At 69.1% G+C, this 23,445-nt stretch carries 21 protein-coding genes, 1 rRNA gene and 1 riboswitch; of the genes, 7 read left to right on the top strand and 15 right to left on the bottom strand.

Annotation, left to right across the window (positions count from 1 at the left end):
- Nucleotides 1-90: 90 nt before the first annotated feature.
- Nucleotides 91-726 carry a PadR family transcriptional regulator gene (locus tag ACFT9I_RS24995; protein WP_382567637.1) on the bottom strand — a complete coding sequence of 212 codons (636 nt, stop codon included), beginning with the start codon at nt 724-726 and terminating at the stop codon, nt 91-93.
- Between the two features lie 275 nt (nt 727-1,001).
- Here ACFT9I_RS24995 and ACFT9I_RS24990 point away from each other — a divergent pair, with 275 nt between their 5' ends.
- The 3 genes from ACFT9I_RS24990 (at nt 1,002) to ACFT9I_RS24980 (ending at nt 3,397) form a co-directional block, all read left to right on the top strand.
- Nucleotides 1,002-1,328, top strand: a complete 327-nt coding sequence (locus tag ACFT9I_RS24990) for a hypothetical protein (RefSeq protein WP_382567635.1) — start codon at nt 1,002-1,004, stop codon at nt 1,326-1,328.
- A 72-nt stretch (nt 1,329-1,400) separates the two neighbouring features.
- Nucleotides 1,401-1,871, top strand: coding sequence for a hypothetical protein (locus ACFT9I_RS24985; protein ID WP_382567634.1), 471 nt, complete (start codon nt 1,401-1,403; stop codon nt 1,869-1,871).
- Nucleotides 1,872-2,575: 704 nt separating this feature from the next.
- Complete coding sequence (locus ACFT9I_RS24980) at nt 2,576-3,397, top strand: PhzF family phenazine biosynthesis protein (RefSeq protein WP_382567632.1); 822 nt, start codon at nt 2,576-2,578, stop codon at nt 3,395-3,397.
- Between the two features lie 32 nt (nt 3,398-3,429).
- Here the strand turns inward: ACFT9I_RS24980 and ACFT9I_RS24975 are convergent, their stop codons facing one another.
- Nucleotides 3,430-4,170 (bottom strand): CPBP family intramembrane glutamic endopeptidase, encoded by a 741-nt coding sequence (locus ACFT9I_RS24975; protein WP_382567714.1) that lies wholly within the window; start codon nt 4,168-4,170, stop codon nt 3,430-3,432.
- Between the two features lie 225 nt (nt 4,171-4,395).
- Here ACFT9I_RS24975 and ACFT9I_RS24970 point away from each other — a divergent pair, with 225 nt between their 5' ends.
- Nucleotides 4,396-6,162 carry a substrate-binding domain-containing protein gene (locus tag ACFT9I_RS24970; RefSeq protein ID WP_382567630.1) on the top strand — a complete coding sequence of 589 codons (1,767 nt, stop codon included), beginning with the start codon at nt 4,396-4,398 and terminating at the stop codon, nt 6,160-6,162.
- Between the two features lie 62 nt (nt 6,163-6,224).
- On the opposite strand, the gene ACFT9I_RS24965 is transcribed toward ACFT9I_RS24970, so the two are convergent.
- Nucleotides 6,225-7,757: a glutamate--cysteine ligase gene (locus ACFT9I_RS24965; RefSeq protein WP_382567628.1), complete on the bottom strand. Its 1,533-nt coding sequence runs from the start codon at nt 7,755-7,757 to the stop codon at nt 6,225-6,227.
- Between the two features lie 517 nt (nt 7,758-8,274).
- Between ACFT9I_RS24965 and ACFT9I_RS24960 the strand changes: the two genes are divergently transcribed.
- Together ACFT9I_RS24960 and ACFT9I_RS24955 are read left to right on the top strand one after the other, a co-directional pair.
- Nucleotides 8,275-8,892 (top strand): hypothetical protein, encoded by a 618-nt coding sequence (locus ACFT9I_RS24960; RefSeq protein WP_382567626.1) that lies wholly within the window; start codon nt 8,275-8,277, stop codon nt 8,890-8,892.
- Between the two features lie 354 nt (nt 8,893-9,246).
- A complete protein-coding gene (locus tag ACFT9I_RS24955; RefSeq protein WP_382567625.1) occupies nt 9,247-9,453 on the top strand; it encodes a DUF5999 family protein in 207 nt (68 codons plus the stop codon).
- A 139-nt stretch (nt 9,454-9,592) separates the two neighbouring features.
- Here the strand turns inward: ACFT9I_RS24955 and gcvP are convergent, their stop codons facing one another.
- On the bottom strand, nt 9,593-12,478 hold the full coding sequence (gcvP, locus tag ACFT9I_RS24950; protein WP_382567624.1) for an aminomethyl-transferring glycine dehydrogenase: 2,886 nt from the start codon (nt 12,476-12,478) through the stop codon (nt 9,593-9,595).
- A gap of 178 nt (nt 12,479-12,656) precedes the next feature.
- Nucleotides 12,657-12,754, bottom strand: a riboswitch (glycine riboswitch).
- Between the two features lie 112 nt (nt 12,755-12,866).
- On the opposite strand from gcvP, the gene ACFT9I_RS24945 reads away from it, so the two are divergent.
- Complete coding sequence (locus ACFT9I_RS24945) at nt 12,867-13,262, top strand: PRC-barrel domain-containing protein (protein ID WP_382567622.1); 396 nt, start codon at nt 12,867-12,869, stop codon at nt 13,260-13,262.
- 14 nt (nt 13,263-13,276) lie between these two features.
- On the opposite strand, the gene ACFT9I_RS24940 is transcribed toward ACFT9I_RS24945, so the two are convergent.
- The 11 genes from ACFT9I_RS24940 to rrf all read right to left on the bottom strand — a co-directional run.
- Nucleotides 13,277-14,701 carry a DNA polymerase IV gene (locus ACFT9I_RS24940; protein ID WP_382567620.1) on the bottom strand — a complete coding sequence of 475 codons (1,425 nt, stop codon included), beginning with the start codon at nt 14,699-14,701 and terminating at the stop codon, nt 13,277-13,279.
- Nucleotides 14,702-14,785: 84 nt separating this feature from the next.
- Complete coding sequence (locus ACFT9I_RS24935; RefSeq protein ID WP_382567618.1) at nt 14,786-15,352, bottom strand: MerR family transcriptional regulator; 567 nt, start codon at nt 15,350-15,352, stop codon at nt 14,786-14,788.
- 185 nt (nt 15,353-15,537) lie between these two features.
- The gene (locus tag ACFT9I_RS24930) at nt 15,538-16,011 is read right to left on the bottom strand and encodes a bifunctional nuclease family protein (protein ID WP_031232239.1); all 474 of its coding nucleotides are present in this window, start codon (nt 16,009-16,011) and stop codon (nt 15,538-15,540) included.
- A gap of 53 nt (nt 16,012-16,064) precedes the next feature.
- Nucleotides 16,065-16,817, bottom strand: a complete 753-nt coding sequence (locus ACFT9I_RS24925; RefSeq protein WP_382567616.1) for a MerR family transcriptional regulator — start codon at nt 16,815-16,817, stop codon at nt 16,065-16,067.
- Between the two features lie 17 nt (nt 16,818-16,834).
- On the bottom strand, nt 16,835-17,746 hold the full coding sequence (locus ACFT9I_RS24920) for an FHA domain-containing protein (RefSeq protein ID WP_382567712.1): 912 nt from the start codon (nt 17,744-17,746) through the stop codon (nt 16,835-16,837).
- 85 nt (nt 17,747-17,831) lie between these two features.
- A complete protein-coding gene (locus ACFT9I_RS24915) occupies nt 17,832-18,635 on the bottom strand; it encodes a DUF881 domain-containing protein (RefSeq protein ID WP_382567614.1) in 804 nt (267 codons plus the stop codon).
- Nucleotides 18,636-18,640: 5 nt separating this feature from the next.
- Entirely contained in the window at nt 18,641-18,973 is a 333-nt protein-coding gene (locus tag ACFT9I_RS24910) for a small basic family protein (RefSeq protein WP_023543062.1), read from the bottom strand.
- Complete coding sequence (locus ACFT9I_RS24905) at nt 18,970-19,899, bottom strand: DUF881 domain-containing protein (RefSeq protein ID WP_382567613.1); 930 nt, start codon at nt 19,897-19,899, stop codon at nt 18,970-18,972. Before ACFT9I_RS24905 ends, ACFT9I_RS24910 begins: the two co-directional genes overlap by 4 nt.
- Nucleotides 19,900-19,996: 97 nt before the next feature.
- Nucleotides 19,997-22,492, bottom strand: a complete 2,496-nt coding sequence (locus ACFT9I_RS24900; RefSeq protein ID WP_382567611.1) for a sugar phosphate nucleotidyltransferase — start codon at nt 22,490-22,492, stop codon at nt 19,997-19,999.
- A 114-nt stretch (nt 22,493-22,606) separates the two neighbouring features.
- Nucleotides 22,607-23,215 carry a CDP-diacylglycerol--glycerol-3-phosphate 3-phosphatidyltransferase gene (gene pgsA / locus ACFT9I_RS24895; RefSeq protein ID WP_023543059.1) on the bottom strand — a complete coding sequence of 203 codons (609 nt, stop codon included), beginning with the start codon at nt 23,213-23,215 and terminating at the stop codon, nt 22,607-22,609.
- A 138-nt stretch (nt 23,216-23,353) separates the two neighbouring features.
- Nucleotides 23,354-23,445 (bottom strand): 5S ribosomal RNA (rrf, locus tag ACFT9I_RS24890); the annotation flags it as partial.

Below are 23,445 nucleotides of genomic sequence, written 5' to 3'. Positions count from 1 at the left end.
GGGGCCTCGTGACGATCTCGATGATCGCCACGAGGCCCCGCTCCCGTACGGCACTCATGGCCGTACGCCCCCACCGTCAGTCGGTTCGCCTCAGTCGGTCTTCGGCGCCGAGTCGTCGTCGGCGAGGATCAGATAGAGCTTCTTGCGGGCGTCGTTGATGACGGCGAGAGCCTTCTGACGCTGGTCGGCGGTGCCGGTCTTCCAGACCTGTCCGAACGCCTCCATCAGACCGAAGCCGGCCTGCCGGATCTCGTTCATCGTGTCCCAGTCGACACCACGCCCGGCCTCTTCCCACGGCGCGTCGGGCCCGGATTCGGCCTCGGCGCGACCGGCGTCGGTCAGCGTGAAGAGGTTCTTCCCGCCCTCGCTCCGGCTGACGATGAGACCCTCGTCCTCCAGCAACTGGAGGGTCGGATAGACCGAGCCGGGGCTGGGACGCCAGGCGCCCCCGCTGCGCTCGCCGATCTCCTGGATCATCTCGTAACCGTGCATCGGCCGGTCCTTCAGCAGCGCCAGGATCGACGCGCGTACATCGCCGCGCCGTGCCCTGCCCCTGCCTCCGCCGCGGCCTCGGCCGCCGCCTCCGAAGGGCCCGCCGAACGGCGGTCCGAAGTTCGGCCCGAACGGCCCGAAGGCCCCGCGCCGCCCCTCGGAGTCGCCCCGGCCTCGATGGCCGGGCCCGCACTGCCCATGTCCGTGATCGTGTTCGTGTCCATGTGAACGCATCGCTACGCTCCTTCCATCGATGATCAGTCGCGAATCTATCGCGATGCGTCAACGATATATCGGAACAGTTCGTTTGGCAACACCCTTCGGGGCCGGCCGTTGTCCTGTCTCAGCGAAGATTCACCGGTCTCACCGAAGATTGACGACCGTCTGGTTCGTCTCATCGAAGTTTGACCAGACAGGCCCGGCCGCCTTGTGTCACGAGGGATCTGGTGCCGCTCTCGATGGTCTGGTCCGGCGGCGGCGGGCTCCCATGGGGCGCCATACTGCATGTCGTGAATCGCGAAGACCTGGCTGCTGCCCTCGAACGACATGCGACCGGTGCCGCCCATGGGGTTGCCAAGGCCTTGCAGGCCGGGGCAGATTTCAAAGTGTGGGCAGAATCGCCGCTGTCGGCTCGCCGGTACCTCGATGTCTGGGCATGGCGGGCTGAATGCATGGCGGAGGACGGCGTCTCCACCTGCATGGACTTCGAGCAGGGGTTGCCGGCTCTTCGACGTGCGGGTGATGACCCAGTTTCCTTGGGACGAGTCGATGCCGCCGAAGGCACCCACCTGGTCTTCCTGGCCGTCGATCTGAAGTCATGCGTCGCCGTGCTGTAGGAGTGGCAATCGCAGGGAGGGCGACGGGCAGCCGGGGCTGGCCTGCGAAGGCCCCTTTGCGATCATGTCTGTATGGACCTTGAGCTCGTCCCGCCCAGAGGTGTCGGCTCTCTGGTGATCGGCATGCCGCGCCAGGAGGCAGACGCAGCACTGCTGTCCCTGCGTGACCCGTCAGTGATGTCCGACTCGGACCGGCCTGGGCAACACGTCTTCCGGCCGAGCGGCTTGATGATCAGCATCAGCTGCACTCGCGGCCTGCTGGAGGCAGTCGAGTTGGGACGTCCGTCGGACCCAAGCGACAGCGTGCGGTTCCGCGATGTTGACGTCTTCGGGCTGCCGGCACGCGAGGTCGTTCGCCGCATGCGCGAGCAGACAACGTTCCTCGTGGATGAAGAGGACCCAGCGTCTTTCGTGGCCCCGGACCTGCTGCTGAGTTTCTGGCGTCCCTTCGCGGCGGATGATGATCCCGATGAGGAGCAGGGCTACTACTTCAGCTCAGTCCTCCTGGCTCGTCCTGGGTATTACGACGGTCCCGGACTGTGACCGGCATCGGCAGGCACCGCAGGTGAAGGCTGACCAAGAGGCCTCGGTCGTGGAGGCATTCCGACGGTCTCCTCCGGGAAGAAGACGTCGTAGAGCCTGTAGCCATAGAAGTCCATGAACTTGCGGTGGAGCAGGTGGGCCTCGACCCATTGGAAGAGAGGGTCGGCCTCCTTGGTCCAGTAGCCCACCAAGATGCCGCGGCGCGTGACCTCTCCAGCCAACCAACCGACGTGTCCGGACCGAATGGCTCTCCGGACCCACTCCCCGTTGGCCAGAAGTCCGGCAAGGGTGACGATCTGAGGATGGAAGAGGATGCCGAGGGTCGTAGATGGCGGAGCCGGCTGGCCACCAACGTCACGTAGGTGGAGCTGCGCCTCAGCGATGACCCCGAAGGGATCGGCAGAGCGATCTTCGACCAAGCCGATAAAGGCTGATCTTGCGCCGGAGAAGGCGTCCCTGACCCGGCGCCGACCGTGGCGGGGGATGAGGTTCCGGTGGTGACGCTGAGCCCTGATGGTGCTGTGCAGAATGCTGATGTCGATCTGATCATCAGCCCCCGCGCATCCGTCACCAATCCAGAGACGGTGTCGTAGACAGACGTTCTTTTCGTGGGTCGTCCACCGGGGTCAAACTTCACTGAGACGAGTCAGCCGTCCCGAATTGGCCTTGGACTGCGGCTTCCGCCCTCTCCTACGGTCAGGGGCATGCGAATCCGAATCGTCGACACGTTCACCGACCGCCCCTTCGCCGGCAATCCCGCGGGGGTGCTGATCCTGGAGTCCGGCCCGTTCCCCGACGACACGTGGCTCCAGCGGGTCGCCACGGAGGTGAACCTCTCGGAGACGGCCTTCGCCCACCCCCTGCCGCCGGGCGGCGAGGCGGACTGGGCCCTGCGCTGGTTCACCCCGGGAACCGAGGTCGACATGTGCGGGCACGCCACACTCGCCACCGCCCATGTCCTGCGCACCGACGGCCTCGCGACCGGCACCATCCGCTTCGCGGCACGCTGCGGCGTCCTCGGCGCGACGGCGCACGAGGACGGCGGTCTGACGCTCGACTTCCCGACGTCACCGCTGACGCCCGTCACGGTCCCGGACGCGATCGCGGCGGCGCTGGGCGCCGTCCCGGTCTCGGTTCACGACACCGCGGCGCACATCGGGGACCTGGTGGTGGAACTGGCCGACGAGCGGACCGTACGGGAGCTGACCCCGGACCTCCGGTCGCTCGCCGCCCTCTCCCGGCGCGGCATCGTCGTCACCGCGGCGGCCGAGGACCCGGACAGCGGCTACGACTTCGTGTCGCGCGGCTTCTTCCCCGGCGTCGGCATCGACGAGGACCCGGTCACGGGCAGCGCGCACACGGCGCTCGCCCCGTTCTGGTCGGCGCGGCTCGGCCGCACCGAACTGACCGGCCTCCAGGGCTCCGCCCGCACCGGCCTCGTCCGTACCTCACTGCGCGGCGAGCGGACGCTCCTGACGGGTCACGCGGTCACGGTCATCGACGGCGAACTCCTCGCGACCCCCTGAGACCACCGCCAACGCCGCTTCCGGCGCTGGACCTACGGCGTGGGCAGCCAGCTCACATGCCCGGCGAGCAGCGCGTATCCGACGAACGCCACGATGTCGAGCAGCGCGTGCGCCACCACCAGCGGCCCGACCCGCCCCCAGCGCCGGTAGGCCAGCACGAACACCACGCCCATCACCATGTTCCCGATGAAGCCGCCGATGCCCTGGTACAGGTGGTACGACCCGCGCAGCACCGAACTGGCCACCAGGGCGGCCATCGGTGTCCACCCCAACTGCCCCAGTCTGCGCAGCAGATACCCGACGACGATGACCTCTTCGAGTACGGAGTTCTGCACCGCGGACAGGATCAGTACCGGGTACTTCCACCACACCTCGGGCAGCGATTCCGGCACCACGGTCAGGTTGAACCCGGCCGCGCGTGAGGCGATGTAGAAGGCGAGTCCGGCGCTGCCGATGCCGGCGGCGATCAGCGCTCCGCGGCCGAGATCGGGCCACGGGCGGCGCCGGTCGAACCCCAGATCGCGGAGTCCGCTGCCCTCTCGGAGCAACAGGTGCGCCACCAGTACCACGGGCACCAGTGAGCTGGCGATGCCGAACAGTTGCCAGGCCAGATCCAGCCATGGCCGCCCCGGCGCGTGCGAACCGTTGAGCGTGGCCGCCTGATCACTGAGACCGCCCGGCCTGGTGACCGACCCGATAAAGCTGATCAGCGCCGACACCCCGCTCGCCCCCAGCGAGAGCGCCAGGACGATCAGCACCTCGGAGCGCAACATCCTGCGCGACAGGGCCTCTTGGGGAAGAGAATCGGCCACGCGGCCCGGCTCCGACTGCACAGCTGCCTCCAGTTGACTAATCGCGCCTCAAGCCCCTTCCCGTCCCGCTAGGGTCTCGAATGCGGGTACGAAGATCGCGCGCGACAGGCCGGGGGGCGGGCGTCATTCAGCTGGCCGAGATTCCCCCCATTTTCCTTGTTCAGGTCAAGGAGGGGCACCACCGCCATGGAACGTCACAGCTTGCCCGACGACGAAGCGACGGACAGCACCAGGGGCCGTCGTCCGCGCCGTCGCAACGTCCTGATCGCCACGGCACTCGTCCTGAGCCTGGCCGCGGGGACCGGCATCGCGGCGCGGAGCGGTCTGCTGTCCTTCGCCGACGGCTGTACGGGCTCCGCCGTGCGGATCGATCTGGCCGCCTCGCCGGACATCGCCCCCGCCGTGGCGGCCGTCGCCGACAGCGCCCGGCGTGACAACGTCACCTCCGACGGCCGCTGCGTCGACGTCCGGGTCGAGGCCCGTGAGAACCACGAGATCGCCGACGACCTCGCCACCGCCACGGCAGCCCCGGAGTACGAGGTCTGGCTGCCCGACTCCGACGTCTGGGTCGAGCGCGCGCTGGACGCCGACGACGGCATCGCGCTGACTCCCGCGGGCAACGCGGCGACCACACCGGTCGCCCTGGCCGTGATCCCCTCCGCCGGCACAAGGCTCGGCTGGCCCGAGAAGACGTACACCTGGGCCGAGCTGACGGCGGCCACCTCCGGCAAGGACGCGGTACGGCTCGGAGCGGCCGATCCGGCGCGCAGCGCCACCGGGCTGCTCGCGTTCACCAGCGTCGTCGGGTCCACACGGAAGGCGGACCCGGACAGTGACGCGCGGATCGCCGCGACCGCCGAGGCGCTGGCCGCGCGTGCGTCCGGCTCCGACGACGAGGTGGTCCGGTCCCTGGCACGGGGCGGGTCGGACAGCGCCAAGGGCAACGAGGCGGTCTTCCTCACCGAACAGGCCGCCTTCACCCACAACTCCGCCGACAGCGGCGCCCTGAACCTGCAGCTGTTCTATCCGACGGACGCGGCCCCGGTCCTGGACTACCCGCTGAACCTCGTCGACGAGCCCGAGCTGACCACGGACGAGAGCCGCGCCGCGATGCGGTTCATATCCCTCCTCAACGAGAAGGGGGCCCAGCGCACCATGGCGGAGCACGGCTTCCGTACGGCCCACTCGGCGGTGTCGGACGACCTGGTCCGGGCATCCGGTGGCCGTGCGCCGCAGCCGTACGCCCTGACGAAGGCGCAGCCGCCGGCCACGGACATGGTCGAGGAGACGCTCGGCATGTGGACGGTCACCGTGCAGGACGCCCGGCTGACCGTCGTCGTCGACACCTCGGGCTCGATGGCACAGCCCGTGCCGGGGCGCACCGGTGAGTCCCGGATGGATGTCACGAAGGCTTCGATGCTCCAGACGCTGGCGCAGTTCACCCCGGAGGACGAGGTCGGCCTCTGGGACTTCGCCGCCGGTCTCGACGGCGGCAAGGACTTCCGCAAGCTGGCCGAGACGGCGCCGCTGGGCGAGCGCGCCAAGGACGGCGCCACCCACCGCGAAAGCCTCTCGGACGCCGTCTCCGCGCTGGCTCCCGTGGGGACGGGCTCGGCCGCGGCCACCGGTATGTACGACACGACGCTGGCCGCCTTCAAAGAGGCCCAGTCGTCGTACGTGAGCGGCAAGTGCAACGCGGTCATCCTGCTCACCGGCGGACCGGACACCGACGGCGCGGCGCGCACGGCCCTGGTGGACGAGCTGCGGAAGCTCGCCGACCCCCGGCGCCCGGTCCCGCTGATCGCGATCGCCGTCGGGCCGGGGGCGAACCGTGACGAGGTGAACGAGATCGCGAGGATCACCGGCGGCGCGGGTTACGAGGTGAGTGACCCGGCCGACATACAGGCGGTGATGATCAAGGCGATCATGTCGGTGGGCGGAGGCGAGCGCTAGAACTCCACCGAAGCCCGCAGAAAGCCCGCAGGAAGCCCGCCGGCATCCCCCGCGCTCGTTGTTCAGACGGTCAGGTCCGGCATCCGCGACGGCGCCGGGAAGCCGACCGGCCAGGTGTGCACCGGCTCCCCCTGGTGCATCAGCTCGGCGTAGCGGCGGGTCGTGGCGGCGAGCGCCGCCTCCCGGCGGAGCCCCGCCTCCTGGGCCCGGTGGAAGGTGTCCACCTGCCACGAGGCCCCGTTCACCCGGCGCTCGCAGCGCCCCTCGATCACCCCGAGGTAGAAGTCGCGGTCGGCCGGCTCCACGTTCCACGCGTCGAGCCCGGCCGCGGCGAGCGGCAGCAGTTCGTCGAGGACGAGCCGGACCGCCGACACCTCGGCGACGCCGTTGCCGGCCCGGCCGTTGCGCGGCCAGCGGAGCCGCGCCTCGATGCCGTCGCGGCACGCGGTCTCGAAGTTGCGCTCGGCGGTGGCGAACGGCAGCCGGGTCCAGACGGGCCTGGCCTCCTCGGCGAGCGCGCGCACGAGACCGTAGTAGAAGGCGGCGTTGGCGACGACATCGGTGACGGTCGGCCCGGCGGGCAGCACCCGGTTCTCGACCCGCAGATGGGGCTGTCCGTCGGCGACGTCGTACACGGGCCTGTTCCACCGGTAGACGGTGCCGTTGTGGAGCACCAGCTCCGCGAGGCGCGGCGTACCGCCCTCCTCCAGGACCTGGAGCGGATCCTCGTCGTCCGTCATCGGCAGCAGCGGCGGGAAATAGCGCAGATTCTCCTCGAACAGGTCATAGGCGGACTCGATCCAGCGCTCCCCGAACCAGGTCCGGGGCCGTACTCCCTGCGCCTGGAGCTCCGGCGGCCGGGTGTCGGTCGCCTGGAGGAAGAGCGGCGGCCGGGACTCGCGCCACAGCTCCTTTCCGAAGAGGAAAGGGGCGTTGGCGCCGACGGCGATCTGTACGGCGGCGACGCACTGCGCCGCGTTCCACACGTCGGCGAAGCGGTCGGGCGTGACCTGGAGGTGCAATTGCACGGACGTACAGGCGGCTTCGGGCGCGATCGACGGTGAACTGCAGGTGAGCCGCTCGACCCCCTCGATGTCGAGGGCGAAATCCTCGCCCCGCGCGGCCACCATCTCGTCGTTGAGAAGTGTGTAGCGGTCCGCGTCCGAGAGGTTCGTCGAGACGACGTCGTCGAGCGAGAGAGTCGGCAGAATACCGATCATCACGATCCCGGCGTCGACCTCATTCGCTTTGCGATGGGCATATCCGAGACCCGTTCGCAGTTCCTCGGCAAGCTGGTCGAGAACGCGTCCGCCAAGCCGATGGGGGGCGATATTTACTTCCAGATTGAACATTCCGAGTTCTGTCTGGAAATCACGACTCGCGATCCGTTCAAGAACTTCCGCATTCATCATGCGGGGCATCCCGTCGGAGCCGGCGAGATTCAGCTCGATCTCCAGACCCATCAGATTCCGGGGCCGGTCGAACCGCTTCTCCCCCAGGAGCCGCCCCAGCACCGCGAGGCACTGCTGGAGCTTCCTGCGGTATTTCTGCCGATCGGACACACCGCTACCGCCCGATTCGACCTTCTCCCCCATCGGAGGATCCCTCCTTCGCCTCGCCCTCCCGGCGGCACCGGGCATCGCTTCACGATCGATAGTGCCCAGACTGAGTGATCCATAACGCCCCGTTTGCGTGCCGCGCCCGGTAGAGTGGACAGAACGACCTAGCGGCACATTCCTTCGGCATGGGGCAGTGAGCAATTTCACTGTCCGCCCGGTCGTGAAAAACGCCGACGAGTTTCGGCCTACCGCTCCAGCCGAATCACCCCAGGCCACAAGCCTGCGTTCGCCGTTCATCTCACCGTTCTTCGACGCCGATTCCGTACGAGATGGACCGGATACCCCCTTGTACGCAATACGGGCGACAGCTAGAAGAAACATTCTGTGAACACGTATCGTATAAACTCTGTGCGAACGAGGCAGAGAGTCGGAGCCCGGCCATGGCCTGGGCCCTCCTCTGACCACGTGTGACCACGTGCCGACAGTGCCGTCCGCACCCGAACTCCGCACCACCTACGCTTCACTGTGCCTACTGAGCGAGAGGCAACCCACCATGCCGCTGCATGTCCCCCTGGCTCCAGCGCCCGCCCTGCGCAGCGTCCTCGCGGCACTCGGTTCTCCCACCGCCGTGCGCGAGGCCCGTACACCCGCTCTCCGGTCCGTCCAGGGACCGCTGAGCCCCGAACTGCCCCTTCCGGTACACGTACTGGAACAGATCGCCCCCAGCAGCGACGCGCCACAGACCCGGCTGGCCGGCTGGCGCTTCCTGATCCGCAGCGGCGAACGCGCCGTCGCGGCGGCCGACACGATGCTCACCCCGGACGGCTGGGCGTTCTCCCGCTTCTTCGAGGGCCCCTACATCTCCGCCACGGAACGCGCGGTGCGCCAGGCCGAGACGCTGAAGTCGCCGTACCAGCCACGGCTGCTCTCGGTGCCGGGCCTGTACATGCTCACGCTCTGGCTGCATCAGGACACCGAGGCGGACGCCTCGGTCGGCGCTCCCGCCCCGGCCGACCTCCTGATCCCGCTCGCTCCCGCCCCTCCGGGCATCGTGGCCCACCGGCCGCACCGGGTCGCCGACCTGCTTCCGATGATGGGTCTGCGCCTGACCTCGGGGCTCTCGGCGCCCCCCACCGCCACGTCCGCACCGCTGCTGAGTACCACCGCCTGAGCGCCGCCCGGCGGCCCGTCCTCGGAACGCCGACGTCCGGACCGTCTCCCGACCGCCCCACGCGCCATAGACTGCCCCGTGACCCCTCACCGGTCACGGGGCTCTGTGCTGGTCATCAGGACCAGTTGACTAGTCCGGACGGGCCACCCCGAACCACCCAAAGGGACAGCCAAGTTGGGCTGAACCGTCCGGGCGGGTGACACGTCCTTAAGCAGAGACAAGCGCTGCCGCGAAATCCCTGCGGATCGACGCCCGTGGGGCAACACTGGGGTACGGACCAATAGAAACCGGGGGGCGGCCATGAACACATCGAGCCGCAGGACACTCACCACGACGCAGCGAGAGAACCTACCCATGTGCCAGCACCAGCCAGCCTGCCCGACAGCCGACTCAGCCGACCGGGAAGCCGCCCATCTCGCGGCTCACCACCCGGAACAGGGCTGGAGCCTGCTGTGCAACGGCGTCCTGCTCTTCGAGGACACCGGTGAGCTGCTGCCCGACGGCCAGATCATCGCTCCGCACCGGCCGTCCGGGAGCGAGCAGGTGATGACAGCGGCCTGACGCCGCCCGTACGAAGGGGGCCGGCCCGGAGAGTTCACTCCGCACCGGCCCCGACCCACAGGTGGCCCCGAGCGCGCCGACCGAGCGGGGTACGCGGTCCGTCCACGTACCCCCCGGCCCCGCGGCCGTACGCCGTCCGTCAGTTGTCGTACTCGTCCAGCGGCGGGCACGAGCACACGAGATTGCGGTCGCCGAACGCCCCGTCGATCCGGCGGACCGGCGGCCAGTACTTGTCGGCCGCCGAGACCCCGGCCGGGAAGACCGCCTCCTGACGGCTGTACGCGTGCTCCCACTCCCCGCCCAGCGCGGCGGCCGTGTGCGGAGCGTTGCGCAGCGGGTTGTCGTCCGCCGGCCAGTGGCCCGACGCGACCTTCTCGATCTCGGCGCGGATCGCGATCATCGTCTCGCAGAACCGGTCCAGTTCGGTGAGGTCCTCGCTCTCGGTGGGCTCGATCATCAACGTGCCGGCCACCGGGAACGACATCGTCGGCGCGTGGAACCCGTAGTCGATGAGGCGCTTGGCGATGTCGTCGACGCTGACGCCGGTCTCCTTCGACAGCGGGCGCAGATCCACGATGCACTCGTGCGCGACGAGCCCGTGCGGACCCGCATACAGGACCGGGAAGTGCGGCTCCAGACGCTTGGCGATGTAGTTGGCGGCCAGTACGGCGACCTGCGTGGCGCGCTTCAGCCCCTCGCCGCCCATCAGCCGGACGTAGGCCCAGGAGATCGGCAGGATCCCCGCCGAGCCCCAGGGGGCCGCCGAGATCGGTCCGACGCCCGTCTCGGGGCCGGCGGCGGGCTGGAGCGGGTGGTTGGGCAGGTACGGGGCGAGGTGGGCGCGTACGCCGACCGGGCCGACACCGGGACCGCCGCCGCCGTGCGGGATGCAGAAGGTCTTGTGCAGATTCAGGTGCGACACGTCCGAGCCGAACCGGCCCGGCTTCGCCAGTCCCACCAGCGCGTTGAGGTTCGCGCCGTCGACGTACACCTGACCGCCGGCGTCGTGCACGGCCGCGCAGATGTCGGTGATGTGCTCCTCGAACACGCCGTGCGTGGACGGGTAGGTGACCATCAGGACGGCCAGTTCGTCGCCGTACCGCTCGATCTTGGCGTGCAGGTCGTCGACGTCGACGTCGCCGTCCTCGCGGGTCTTCACGACGACGACCTTCATGCCGGCCATGACCGCGCTGGCGGCGTTCGTGCCGTGCGCGGACGACGGGATGAGGCAGACGGTGCGGCCGGTGTCGCCGTTGGCGCGGTGGTACGCCCGTACGGCGAGCAGCCCGGCGAGTTCGCCCTGGGAGCCGGCGTTGGGCTGAAGGGACACCGCGTCGTAGCCGGTGACCTCCGCCAGGCGCTCCTCCAGCTCGCGGATCAGCGTGAGATAGCCCTGCGCCTGGTCGGCCGGCGCGAAGGGGTGCAGCGCGGCGAACTCCGGCCAGGTCACCGGCTCCATCTCGGTGGTGGCGTTGAGCTTCATGGTGCAGGAGCCGAGGGGGATCATGCCGCGGTCCAGCGCGTAGTCGCGGTCGGCGAGCCTGCGCAGATAGCGCAGCATCGCGGTCTCGGAACGGTACTGGTGGAAGACCGGGTGCGTGAGGTAGCTGTCGGTGCGCAGCAGGGCGTCCGGCAGCGCGTCGCGGGACGCGGCGTCCAGGGCCTCGATGTCGCCCTTGACGCCGAAGGCGGTCCAGACGGCGGCGAGCTGGGCGCGCCCGGTGGTCTCGTCGCAGGCGAGCGAGACGAGGTCGGCGTCGACGAGGCGGAGGTTGACCCCGCCCTCGCGGGCGGCGGCCACGACCTGGGCGGCGCGGCCCGGGACCCGTACGGTCAGCGTGTCGAAGTAGGCCTCGTGCACGATCTCGACGCCGCCGGCGCGCAGGCCGTCGGCGAGGACGGTCGCGTAGCGGTGGGTGCGCTCGGCGATCGCGCGCAGTCCGTCGGGGCCGTGGTAGACCGCGTACATCCCGGCCATCACGGCGAGCAGCACCTGTGCGGTACAGATGTTGCTGGTGGCCTTCTCGCGCCGGATGTGCTGCTCGCGAGTCTGCAGCGCCAACCGGTACGCCTTGTTGCCGTCCGCGTCCACGGAGACGCCGACGAGCCGTCCGGGCAGGCTGCGGGCGAACTTCTCGCGTACGGCCATGAATCCGGCGTGCGGTCCGCCGAAGCCCATGGGGACGCCGAACCGCTGGGTGGTGCCGACGGCGATGTCCGCGCCCAGCTCACCGGGCGAGGTGAGCAGCGTGAGGGCCAGCAGGTCGGCGGCGACGGTGACGATCGCGCCGAGTTCGTGCGCCTGCTCGATGACGGGCCTGAGGTCCCGTACGGCTCCGGAGGCGCCCGGGTACTGGAGCAGTACGCCGAAGACGCCGCGCTCGGCGGCCTCGGCCGGGATCCCGTCGGCCAGGTCGGCGACGACGACGTCGACGCCGGCCGGTTCGGCCCGGGTGCGGATGACGGCGACGGTCTGCGGCAGCGCGTCGGCGTCGACCAGGAAGACGCCGCCCTTCACCTTGCCGACCCGTCGGGCGAGCGCCATGGCCTCGGCGGCGGCCGTGCCCTCGTCCAGCAGGGAGGCGCCGGACGTCGGCAGGCCGGTGAGATCGGCGACGACGGTCTGGAAGTTGAGCAGCGCCTCCAGGCGCCCCTGGGAGATCTCGGGCTGGTACGGCGTGTACGCGGTGTACCAGGCCGGGTTCTCCATCACGTTGCGGAGGATCACCGGCGGGGTGAACGTGCCGTAGTAGCCGAGGCCGATCATCGGGGCGAGGACCTGGTTGCGGTCCGCGAGGCTGCGCAGCTCTGCCAGCACCTCGGCCTCGGTGCGCGCGGCGGGCAGCCGCAGGGCCTCGGCGCTCTTGATCACGTCGGGCACCGCGGCGGCGGTCAGCTCGTCGAGCGAGCCGTAGCCGACCTGCGCGAGCATCTTCGCCTGCGCGGCGGCGTCGGGGCCGACGTGGCGCCGCTCGAAGGGTGTGCCTCGCTCAAGCTGCGAGAGCGGTGTGCGGTGGGCTGTCATTCGGGAGGCCTCCTGGTCTGGCGCGACCTGCGAGGGGCACCGATACACGGGTGCCCGGACGGCCTCCCCCTCTGTCACATCAACCTGAGAGTTTCACCGGTCCGCCGCGAGGCGGGCCGGCTTTCACCGTCGGTGAGAGCGGATGCCGTCCGACACCTGCTCTGCTTTCCAGAGTGACCTCGTCCATGCGGTACGGGGGCCTGAGAGTTTCCGGGGAGGATTTGCTCCTTCGGCGCCTCCGGCAGTCTCACCGGACGGCTCTCCCGCACGGGGTCGACAGCCACTGACCAGCCTACCAGCGAGCTCTCGGCACGGACTTCGAGTGGCCGATACCCCCGATGTGCCCTTTCGTAGGGTGAGGGAGCATGTGCGACCAGTTGGAGGGACCGTGCAGACCGACATCGATCCGCGCAGCCTGATCGGCCGCAAGGCGTACGACCGCGACGGGCACAAGATCGGCACCGTCGACGAGGTGTATCTGGACGACGCCACGGGCGTGCCGGAGTGGGCGGCGGTACGGACCGGGCTGTTCAGCCGGGACGCGTTCGTGCCCCTGGCCCCCAGCACCTACCGCAACGAGTCCCTGCACGTCCCGTACGAGCGCGGCCTGATCAAGGACGCCCCCGACTTCGGTGTCGGCCGCCATCTCTCCCCCGACCAGGAGATCCAGCTCTACCACCACTACCAACTGGCCCTACCGGAACCGGCGGCCCCGGAACGCCCGGCGCGCCCGGCCGACCGTGACTTCGGCCGGGTGGCGGGCCGGGACGACTCCCCCGAGTAGTACCGCGCCCTTTCTCAGCCCCGCTGCCGGGGCGCCCGATCCGGTGGTGTCGCCACCAAAGGCAGCGGTTCCGACAGCTCCAGGTCGGGATCGTCCGTACGGAACGTGCGCACCCGGCCCGGAACGGCCTGGGTGGGCTCCTCGAACCGTACGGTGACCCGCCCCACGCCACTGCCCTGCACCCACCCCGCGCCGAACTCCGCATGGCGCACGTCGTGGCCCGCCGGCCAGTGGCGCTCGGCCACCGCGTCAGCCCCGGGCTCCGGCACCGGCACCGGCTGCTCAGGAGGCTCGTCCGCCGCCGCGGCGACGTCCGGCTCGTCCGCCACGACCACGACCGCCACCGCGGTCGCGGTCTCCGCGTCCGCCGCCGCCTGCGCGAACAGGTCCTCCTGCGTGTAGTCGGCCAGCCCCGTCACCCCCACCCCCAGCAGCCGCACCCCACCCGTGGTGTCCAGGGACTCCAGCAGCCTCCCCGCGGCCTCCCGCACCACGCCCGGGTCGTCCGTCGGCCCGCGCAGCGTCTCGGAGCGGGTGAGCGTCGAGAAGTCGTACCGCCGCACCTTGAGGACGATGGTCCGGCCGGAGTGCCCCGACTCCCGGAGCCGTCGCACACACCGCTCCGCCAGCCGGTCCACCTCCGTCCTGACCCGCACCCGGTCGTGCAGATCGACGTCGAAGGTGTCCTCGACGGAGACGGACTTGGTCTCCCGCTCGGCCACCACAGGACGGTCGTCGTGCCCCGACGCCATCCGGTACAGCGACGTGCCGTGCGCCTTCCCGACGAGCCGTACCAGCTCGTCCTCCCCGGCCTCCGTCAGATCGGCGACGGTGGTCATCCCGGCCCGGCGCAGATGCTCACCGGTGGCGGGCCCGACCCCGGGCAGCGTCCGTACGCTCATCGGCCCCAGCAGCTCGCGCTCGGTGCCCGGCTCCATGAGCACCAGACCGTCGGGTTTCGCCTGCTCGGAGGCGATCTTCGCGAGCATCTTGGATCCGGCGAGCCCCACCGAGCCGGTCAGACCGGTCACCGCCCTGATGTCCCGCCGCAGCCGCTCACCCGTCGCACGCGCGGACGCCGAGTCGAAAGCCGAGCCACCGGCCTCCAGATCGACGAACGCCTCGTCCAGGCTCAGCGGCTCCACCAGCGGTGACAGCCGGCCCAGCAGCTCCATCACCTGCTCGCTGACCGTGCGGTAGAGCGCGAAGCGCGGCACCAGATACGCCGCGTTCGGCGCGAGCCGGCGCGCCTGCGCCATCGGCATGGCCGAGTGGATCCCGAACCGCCGCGCCTCGTACGACGCCGTCGAGACGACCCCACGCGGGCCGAGACCCCCGACGACGACCGGCTTTCCACGCAGGCTCGGCTTCGCCGCCTGCTCGGCGGCGGCGAAGAAGGCATCCATGTCGAGATGCAGGATGGTCGGCGCGGGTCTCACCCCACCGATGCTCCCCTACGGCACTGACAATCGCCCTGAACCAGAACGAGAAGCAGAAGCAGGACCCGAGCCTGGACCGCCCGCTCAGACGGCCCGGTCACGGCGTCGGCGGGCGAGTTCGTCGGCGGGGTTGTGGCCGATCAGGGTCTCGCCGGTGTCGACGCGCTCCCCGTGCAGCTGCGAGAGCGCCGCTTCGACGTCCCGCCACACCACGCCGACGGCGATCCCGAAGATGCCCTGACCGCCCTGCAGAAGATCCACGACCTCGTCCGGCGACGAGCACTCGTACACCGTCGCGCCGTCGCTCATGAGCGTCATGCGCTCCAGATCCCCGGCCCCGCGGTCGCGCAGATGCTGAACCGCCGTCCGGATGTTCTGAAGAGCGACACCGGTGTCCAGGAAACGCTTCACGATCTTGAGGAAGACGACATCGCGGAAGCTGTAGAGCCGCTGCGTGCCGGATCCCTTCGCAGGACGCACACTCGGCTCCACCAGCCCGGTGCGCGCCCAGTAGTCCAACTGGCGGTACGTGATGCCCGCTGCCGCGCACGCGGTCGGTCCCCGGTAGCCGACCGTGTCGGTCGTGGGGTCGGACGTACTGCCGTGAAGCGGGTACGGGCCGTTCGCCGTACCGTCGCCGCTGCTTCTCACACCGACCTCCGTCCTTGACCTGCCCCGTCGACGGTAAGCAGTCCCTCCGGGTGCGTCAACGATCGCCACGCTAGGCACGCCGAGTGATAATCACCCTGAGAGTGGTTTCCCGTGTCTCGCCGCCGGGAAAGGCTGCTCGAATGCGCGGACGGAGTCCGGTATGACGGTCATCGACCGTTCGGCGCTCACTGGCTGTTGGTCCCGAAATCCTCCGGAGAGATCTGGTCGAGGAATTCGCGGAACTTCTCCACCTCGTCCTCCTGCTCGTCGGGGATGGCGATACCCGCATCGTCCAGCACCCCGTCGCTGCCGTAGATGGGCGTGCCGGTGCGTAGTGCCAGCGCTATGGCGTCGGACGGCCTGGCACTCACCTCGACACCGCTCGCGAAGACCAGCTCCGCGTAGAAGACTCCTTCGCGCAGGTCGGTGATGCGCACCTGCGTAAGTTCCTGGCCCACTGCCTCAAGGACATCCTTGAAGAGGTCATGGGTCAGTGGTCGGGCCGGTGCCATGCCCTGTTGGGCGAAGGCAATAGCGGTAGCTTCCCCAGGCCCGATCCAGATGGGAAGGTACCGGTCGCCTCCCACTTCACGCAGGAGCACGATCGGTTGGTTGGAGGGCATTTCCACCCGGACACCCACGACGTCGAGCTCGTTCACACAGCAACCCTAGGACGTGCCCGGTCGGTTTGGGTAGTCGGACTCCCCCAAGATCAGGTCAGCCGGACCCCGAGAGCCGTCTGCACCAGTGCCGCGTGGAGCCGTACCGAGAGAGCGGCCAGCTCCTTCGTCGCGGCCTCGGCATGGGCCCTGGTCTGCGGATTGCGGTGCCGGCGCAGGGGTGCGACGACCTGCTCGACCAGTCCGGCCTCGCGATCGGCGGCGGCTTTCACGGCGCGCAGATGCCGTGGTTCCAGACCGAATCTTCCGAGTTCCGCGACAAGTTTTGCCACGGTCACGGTCTCGGAGTCGTAGCCGCCCTCCGCCATCGGGGCGATGAGGCCGTACGACTCCCACTCGTCCAGCTCGCTCTCGCCCGCCTCCGTGGCCGCCAGCAGCTCCGCGCGGCCGATCTTCGGGGCGGTGGGCAGCTCGGGCTCCGCGTCCCACGTGGAGCCGAGGAGTTCCCGCTGAGGGCCCTGGGAGACCTGCGCGGGCAGCGGGAGCCGTTCACCGCGTGCCACGGCGTCGAGATGCTCCCTGATGACCTTGAGGGGCAGATAGTGGTCCCGCTGCATACGCAGGACCTGGGCGAGGCGCTCGACGTCCTCGGGGCTGAACTTCCGGTACCCGGACGGCGTCCGCCGGGGCTCGACAAGGCCCTCGGCCTCCAGGAACCGGATCTTGGAGATGGTGACCTCGGGGAACTCGTCCCTGAGCTGGTTCAGCACCATGCCGATGCTGACCAGACGGTCACCCGCGGGGGCGGTGCCGTGACCGGCACCGCCCGTCGGTGGTCGCAGCATGGACCTTCCCTGAAGGGTCACACGCCCCGCTGGCTCGCGTAGAAGACCAGCCGGTACTTGCCGATCTGGACCTCGTCACCGTTCGACACCGCGACGGCGTCGATCCGCTCCCGGTTGACGTACGTGCCGTTGAGACTGCCGACATCGGAGACCGTGAAGTGACCTTCCGGGCTCCTGCGGAACTCGACGTGCCGGCGGGACACCGTGACGTCGTCGAGGAAGATGTCGCTCTGCGGGTGCCTTCCGGCCGTCGTCAGGTCGCCGTCCAGCAGGAAGCGGCTGCCCGAGTTGGGTCCGCGACGTACGACCAGCAGCGCGGAGCCGAGCGGAAGCGCGTCCACCGCGGCCTGCGCCTCCGGCGACAGCGAGGGAACGGCCGTCTGGCCGGTCGCTTCCGCCTCGTACGCCTCAAGGCCTGAGATGGAGATGGTCGAGGTCGTCTCCGAAGGACGCTCCGCGGGCGTTCCGGCCCTCAGCGGCGCGCCACAGTTGGAGCAGAACCGACTGTCCTGGGTGTTGCGGTGCCCGCACCTCGTACAAACCGGCAAGGCCGCCATGGACGGACCCTCCTGACCGGGGGGAAACCCTCCACCCGTACTTGAGGCTGATGGTCCACCGAAACCTATGCCGCCGGAACTCGCGGGGTCAACAGACGACGCGCCGTGACCGCCCGAATTGTCCCCACCGGGGCTGCCGACCTCGTCGCGGAAGAGCGGGCGCTCGCCGCTCTGCTCCTCCTGGCCGTGGCGCGGTGCGCGATGCCGGGCGTTACCGCCGTCCTCGCGTGCACTCCTGCCGAACAACTTTCCAAACAACTTCACGGGCGATTCCCCTTGACCTGAACAGACCCGCCCGTGGGGCAGGACGAACCCTGAATGAACACACCTGCCGACTCGGACATCTTCACAACGTCCGTAACCATCAGACAGTTTCCACCACGCACCATGCGGAATGTGCGCCGACCCCCCGGAACCTTCTGCCCTGGTCCGCCGGTCCGCATGCGCCCCCGCCCCACTACGACGACGACCGAGCGTAGTCAGGCCGCTTCGCCGGTCGCAAGGCGTCGACGACGATCTCCTCATCAGCCGCCACCGTGGCCGTGGCCTGCTCCTTCTCCAACGTCTGCACCACACCTCCGGGAATGTTGAGCGCGGGCTCCAGATCCTGCGGTTTGCCGATCACCTTGAAAAGGTACGGCGCCTCGATCCGCTTCCCGTCCACCTCGATGTCGCCGTCGCTGCCGGAAAGGTACGTCGCGGCGACCACCCGGACCCCGTTCACCTGGATCGCCTCGGCGCCGGCCGCCCGCAGCTCCTGGATCGCGTCGAGCAGCATGTCGGAGTCGACGGTGCCGCCGGGGTCCTGGACGGTCATCGTGATGCCGGGGCCCTGAGCGGCGACCGTACCGGCCAGGATGCCGAGCTGCTGCTCCTTCTCCCGCGTCTGCTTACGCGCCTCCTCGGCCTGGTCGGAGCTGTTCTCCAGCTCCGTCTGCTGGTCGTCCAGCCGCTGCTTCTCGTCCTCCAGCCGCTCGGTGCGGCCGTCGAGCTCGTCCAGGATCCGTACGAGGTCCTCCTGGCGCGCGCCGCGCAGGGCGCTGTCGTCGTTGGTCGAACGGACCTGGATGGCCAGACCGAGTCCCAGCACGAACAGCAGGACGGCGACGATGAGTTGGGCCCGCGTGACGCGTGGCGGCCAGAGGCCCGCGGCAAGCCGCTGACGCCCCGTCATCTGCCGTGGCTCGGGGCTCTGCGGGGGCGGCGAGGCCCCCGCGGGCTGTGGGTTCTGTGAGCTCTGCGGGTTCTCTTCGCTGTTCATCGGCCTCACGCCCGGAAGACATGCCGGCGGATCGCGGCAGCGTTGGAGAAGATCCGGATACCGAACACGACGACCACACCGGTGGACAGCTGCGCGCCGACACCGAGCTTGTCACCGAGGAAGACGATGAGTGCCGCCACCACCACGTTCGACAGGAACGACACCACGAACACCTTGTCGACGAAGATCCCGTCGAGCATGGCCCGCAGCCCCCCGAAGACCGCGTCCAGAGCGGCGACGACGGCGATCGGCAGATAGGGCTCGACCACCGCCGGCACTTCGGGTCGAACCAACAGTCCGACCACGACTCCCACGACGAGGCCAAGTACCGCGATCACGATGTGCCCTTCCCTGTGTCTGCCGTGGCCCCTCCGTCGCCCTTCCCCGGGTCGGCGGCCTTCGGCTCTGCTGTACGTACGATCAGGCTCGGCGCGGCCGGAAGACGCACCGTCTCCTGATCGGAAATGCTCGTGCGGACACCGAAGTTCTCCTGCAACGAGTGCAGGTACTGGCCGTCGGCACTGTCCTGGAATGCGGTGCTCAGGTTCTTCCCGTCCCCCACGGCCAGCACCGTGTACGGCGGCACCAGCGGCTTGTTGTCGACCAGTATGGCCTCACCGGCGGCCCTGATCGCCGAAAGGGCCGTCAGACGCTGGCCGTTGATGGACACCGCCTCGGCCCCCGACTCCCACAGACCGTTGACGATCTGCTGCATGTCCCGGTCCCTGACCCGCCCCGTGTCCGAGAAGTTGCTGCTCTCCCGCGGCCCACCGGCGCTCTCGTCGGCGGACTTGGCGTCGTCGACCACAAGCTTGATGCCCGGCCCCTCGACCTCCGTGGAGCCCGACAGGAGAGCCACCAGTTCGCCCTGCTCGCCGCCGTGGTCGCGCAGCGCCTCGCGCTGCTGGGCGCCCACCTCGGCGCGGAGCTTGTACACCGCGCGTTCGAGGCTGTCCGCCGAGGACGTCTCGGCATCGATCCGGTCGATCAACTCTTCGCGCTCCTTGGCGACGACCGGCGCGTCGATCCGCGCCTCGGCCGCGCCCACGGTGACGACCAGAGCGGCCAGCAGGAGCCCCGCCGCAAGGCCCAGTTTCGCCCGGACCGTACGGGGCAGTCCGCGGTCCTCCGCGTCCCTGCGGGCCGCCGCCTCCGCGTAACCGTCGTCCAGGCTGTGGTCCATCACATCGTTCAGCAGCGACATGGACGCGTCGGGACGCCGGGGCGGCGAGGGAGTGCTCCGAACGGGGGGGTGCTGCGGCATGCCGCACATCGTCGCACGGCGCGGGTGCTACCGCCGAATGGCCCCACCGGTGTGCCGGAGGGCGTCGGCCACCCGCCTCCGGCACACCGTCATCAGGTCACTGACCTGCGCTGTCCACGACCGCCGACCACTCGTCGAGCAGCGCCTGGGCGGAGGCGTCGTCCGGTCCCTCGGCCCACAGATGGGTGACGGCCTCGGCGGGTGCCGGAAGCACCATCACCCACCGCCCGTCGGCCTCCACCACACGAACGCCGTCGGTGGTGTCGACGTCCCGCTCGCCGGCCGCCTCCACGACCCGGCGCATGACCAGACCCTTGACGGCCCAGGGGGTCGCCAGATCCCTGCGCAGCACATGGGCGCGGGGAATGCGGGCGTCGATCTGGCTGAGCGTGAGCTGCGTACGGGCGACCAGACCCAACAGCCGTACGAAGGCCGCCGTGCCGTCGAGCAGACTGCTGAACTCGGGAACGATGAACGCACCTCGGCCGTCACCGCCGAAGATCGTGGAATCCTCGCGGCCGACCCGTGTCAGGTCGTCGGGCGACGTCGTCGTCCACTCCACCTGGGTGCCGTGGTACGCGGCGACCTGCTCGGCGATCCTGGTGGTCGTGACCGGCAGCGCCACCCGTCCGCTGCGCCGCTCGGCGGCTACCAGGTCGAGCAGTACCAGCAGGGCCCGGTCGTCCTCGATGATCCGGCCGCGCTCGTCGACGAGCGACAGCCGCTCGCCCACGGGGTCGAACCGCACCCCGAAGGACGCCCGCGCCGAGGCCACGATCTCGCCCAGCCTGACCAGACCGGACCTGCGCGACTCGACGGTCTCGGTGGGCCGCGCCTCGTCGAGGCCGGGGTTGATGGTCAGCGCGTCGACTCCGAGCCGCCCGAGCAGGCTGGGCAGAACAAGCCCGGCACTGCCGTTGGACGCGTCAACGACGACCTTCAGCTCGGCCTCGGCGATCCCCGTCGTGTCGACGTTCCGGAGCAGTGAGCCGGTGTACGAGTCGAAGACGCTCGCCGGGAAGTGCAGGTCCCCGATCTCACCCGGGAACGCCCTGCGGTACTCCTGCCTCGCGTACACCCGGTCCAGCTTCCGCTGCCCGGCCTGCGAGAGGTCGGCGCCCCGTTCGTCGAAGAACATGATGTCGACGGAGTCGGGCACACCGGGCGTCGTCCGGATCATGATGCCGCCGGCACTGCCCCGGCCCGTCTGCTGCCGGGCCACCGGCAGCGGGACGTTCTCCAGGTCCCGTACGTCGATCGCGCTGGCCTGCAGCGCGGAGATCACCGCCCGCTTGAGAGCGCGCGCACCACGGGAGTGGTCACGCGCCGTGGTGACCGTGGAGCCCTTCTTGAGCGTCGTCGCGTACGCCCCCGCCAGCCGCACGGCCAGCTCGGGCGTGATCTCGACGTTGAGAATCCCGGAGACCCCGCGCGCTCCGAAGAGATGCGCCTGCCCCCTGGACTCCCAGATCACCGAGGTGTTGACGAACGCGCCGGCCTCGATGGTCTTGAAGGGATACACCCGGACATTGCCCTGGATGATCGATTCCTCGCCGACAAGACACTCGTCACCGATGACAGCGCCGTCCTCGATCCGGGCGGCGCGCATGATGTCGGTGTTCTTGCCGATCACACAGCCACGCAGATTGCTGTGCTGCCCGATGTACACGTTGTCGTGCACAACGGCTCGATGGAGAAAGGCTCCGGTCTTGACGACCACGTTGGACCCGATGACGGTGTGCTCGCGGATCTCGGCGTCCGCCTCGACCTTGGCGTAGTCACCGATGTAGAGCGGACCGCGGAGCACGGCGTCGGGATGGACCTCGGCGCCCTCGGCGACCCACACACCGGGGGAGATCTCGAAGCCGTCGAGATCGACGTCGACCTTCCCCTCCAGGACATCCGCCTGGGCCTTCACGTAGCTTTCGTGCGTCCCGACGTCTTCCCAGTAGCCCTCGGCGATATAGCCGTAGATCGGCTTGCCCTCCTTCATGAGCTGAGGGAAGACATCGCCCGACCAGTCGACCGAGGTGTCGGCCTCGACATAGTCGAACACCTCGGGCTCCATCACATAGATACCCGTGTTGACCGTGTCCGAGAACACCTGTCCCCAGGTGGGCTTCTCCAGGAAGCGCTCCACCTTTCCCTCTTCGTCCACGATCGTGATGCCGAACTCCAGGGGATTCGGCACCCGGGTCAGACACACCGTGACCAGCGCGCCCTTCTCCTTGTGGAAGGCGATGAGGTCCGTCAGGTCGAAGTCGGTGAGAGCGTCACCGGAAATGACGAGAAAAGCATCGTCCTTGAGCGCCTCTTCGGCGTTCTTCACACTCCCCGCAGTGCCGAGCGGCTTCTCCTCATTGGCATAGGTGAGCTCCATTCCAAGCTCTTCGCCGTCACCGAAATAGTTCTTCACGAGAGAGGCGAGGAACTGAACGGTGACGACGGTCTCACTGAGTCCGTGCCGCTTGAGCAAACGCAGCACATGCTCCATGATTGGCCGATTTGCCACCGGCAGCAACGGCTTGGGCATGCTCGAGGTCATGGGACGAAGGCGAGTGCCTTCGCCGCCAGCCATCACGACGGCCTTCATGTCGGAAGCGTCCTCCTTGAAGAGACGGTCTCGCCGACGTCACCCATCTGGACAGGCCGCATGGCAGGCATCAGGTGCGGGCCGGCGACACTGCACGGCACCACATCGACGAGCTCAATCGGCCACTCTGTCCGCTCTGACGAGCCGGCGGACCTGGACCACGTAGAGGATCCCTGCCCACCAGTAGAGAGTTGTACCCCATCCGGCGAACGCCCATCCGAAAACTTCGGCGAGTGATGCAAGCCATCCGTTCCCGTCGCTGAGTAGCAGCAGCGGGAAGGCGTACATCAAGTTGAAGGTAGCCGCCTTTCCCAGGAAGTTCACCTGGGGAGGCGGATAGCCGTGCCTGCGGAGGATTCCCACCATCACCAGCAGCATCAGCTCGCGCGCCAGAAGCGCCGCGGTGAGCCACAGGGGCAAGATCTCGCGCCAGGTCAGGCCTACCAGAGTGGAAAGGATGTAGAGCCGGTCAGCAGCGGGGTCCAGGAGGCGCCCCAGGTTGCTGATCTGGTTCCAACGGCGAGCAAGGTAGCCGTCGAGATAGTCGGTCACCCCGCTGAGCATCAGGACGAGCAATGCCCAGCCGTCACTGTTCGGCCCGCCGAACTCGGGACGGAGGATGAGCCACAGGAAGAGCGGCACGCCCAGGAGCCGAGCCATGCTCAGGATGTTGGGGATGGTGAACACCCGATCCGTCTGGACGCGGGTCTCCTGAACCTCCACCCGAGGGCCTCCTGTGCCGGAATGTACCAACGATGCCCCCTGACCCTACCCGGACGAACCGCCGGCCAACGCCGTGGGGTAGGGCCCTGAACGCAGAAATGCCCCGCACCAAAAGGTGCGGGGCATTCCCCAAAGATTGTTCGGCGGCGTCCTACTCTCCCACAGGGTCCCCCCTGCAGTACCATCGGCGCTGAAAGGCTTAGCTTCCGGGTTCGGAATGTAACCGGGCG

This window comes from Streptomyces sp. NPDC057137, from assembly GCF_042670825.1.
Lineage (GTDB): Bacteria > Actinomycetota > Actinomycetes > Streptomycetales > Streptomycetaceae > Streptomyces.
This window is presented reverse-complemented; position numbering and strand designations above follow the sequence as displayed.